At 48.1% G+C, this 1,916-nt stretch carries 2 protein-coding genes; both read left to right on the top strand.

Features of this window, described 5'->3' with window-relative positions:
• A partial coding sequence (locus tag MiAbW_RS18980) for a GxxExxY protein (protein ID WP_151697328.1) occupies nt 1-263 on the top strand: 263 nt, incomplete at its 5' end.
• Nucleotides 264-337: 74 nt separating this feature from the next.
• On the top strand, nt 338-1,916 hold a 1,579-nt coding region (locus tag MiAbW_RS18975; RefSeq protein ID WP_151697337.1), incomplete at its 3' end, for a DUF1156 domain-containing protein.

Genomic DNA, 1,916 nt, shown 5'->3' with positions numbered 1-1,916 from the left:
TATTGGATAGGGGGATAGCGGTGGAGCGTCAAGTTCCTCAATCAGTGATTTATCGCGGTGTTAAACTTGATTGTGGTTATCGTCTCGATCTATTGGTGGAAAATCTGGTTATTGTCGAACTGAAAACTGTTGAACAACTTACCCCCATTCACGAGGCCCAGTTGTTAACCTATCTCAAATTACGTCGGCTTTGGCTAGGATTACTGATTAATTTTAACGTTCCCGTTCTCAAACAAGGCATCAAACGCCTTGTCAACAATTAATCTTTGTGTCCTTTGTGCCTTTGTGGTTCCTCAATCTTCGTGTCCTTTGTGCCTTTGTGGTTCTTTTATCTCCCATGACCTACCGTAAAAAACTCATTGAAGTGGCCCTACCCCTAGAAGCCATTAACGTCGAATCGGCGCGGGAAAAGTCGATTCGGCACGGTCATCCCTCTACTCTACATCTTTGGTGGGCCAGGCGACCTTTAGCGGCTTGTCGGGCGGTTTTATGGGCTTCTTTGGTGGATGATCCTTCCAGTTGGCCAGAGAAATTTCCCACGGAAGAAGCACAGAATCAGGAACGGCAGCGATTGTTTGATATTTTGGGTAGGATTGAGCTTGAAAAGGACAAAAAAGGCAACACTAAGCAGGTGGTTAGAGGGTTGGTATCTTGGGATGAGATTAACCAGCCTAATTCAGGAGTATTGCTAGAAGCACAGCGAGAAATTGCGCGCTGTTTGGCTTGGGAACGTGGCCAAGAACCTCCCACTAAACCTGATGCTATACGGGATTATATCGCTAAATATGCCCCCCCCGCCTATGACCCGTTTTGTGGTGGTGGTTCCATTCCTTTGGAGGCCCAGCGCTTGGGATTGCAGGCCCACGGTAGTGACCTCAATCCCGTGGCGGTGTTGATTACTAAGGCTTTAATCGAGATTCCGCCCAAGTTTAAGGATAAACCGCCGGTTAATCCCGATTCTCGCCAAAAACAAAAGATTTCTTCCTGGGAAGGGGCCCAGGGATTGGCCGCAGATGTGCGCTATTACGGTCAGTGGATGCGGGATGAGGCTTTTAAAAGGATTGGGTTTCTTTATCCGATGGTGGAAACCAACCACAAAGGCACAAAGGACACTAAGGTGATTGCTTGGCTTTGGGCCAGGACGGTGAAGTGTCCTAATCCAGCCTGTGGCTGTCAGATGCCTCTGGTCCGCAGTTTTCAGCTTTCCACGAAGAAGGGTAAGGAGGCTTGGGTTGAGCCTTTTGTGGGAGATGTTAACACTGAGGGGGATTTTAACCACAAAGGCACAGAGGACACAAAGGGGGATGATTTTGGTGTCTCTGTGGTGCCACCAAAAATCCGCTTTGAGGTGAGGACGGGTAAGGGTACGGCCCCAGATGGGACGGTAAACCGCAAGGGTGCAGTTTGTATCGCTTGTAATACTCCTGTTCCTTTTGATCATATCCGTAGGGAAGGTAAGGCAGGCCGGATGGATGCTCAGTTAATGGCTATTGTCGCTGAAGGACAAGGGGGAAGGGTTTATCTTTCTCCTGATGAGGAACAGGTAAGAATTGCTAAAAAAGCACAGCCTGAATGGAAGCCTGATGCTGAATTACCTCATAATCCGCGAGATTTCAAGACACCAAATTACGGGATGAGGACTTTTGCCGATTTATTCACTCCCCGTCAACTCGTCGCCCTCACTACTTTTAGCGATTTAGTAAGTGAAGCCAGAGAAAAGATTAAAGCTGATGCAGTAGCCGCAGGAATCCCTGATGATGATTTACCTCTTAATGATGGGGGAATAGGCGCGACGGCTTATGGGGATGCGGTGGCGACTTATTTGGCTTTTGGAGTGGATAGACTTTCTGATCGAAACTCTACGATTTGTAGCTGGGATATTAGTCGTGATAGCACGCGCAATACTTTCGCTCGTC

Origin of the sequence: Microcystis aeruginosa NIES-4325 (assembly GCF_008974145.1) — a bacterium.
Taxonomy (GTDB): Bacteria; Cyanobacteriota; Cyanobacteriia; order Cyanobacteriales; family Microcystaceae; genus Microcystis; species Microcystis aeruginosa_G.
This window is presented reverse-complemented; position numbering and strand designations above follow the sequence as displayed.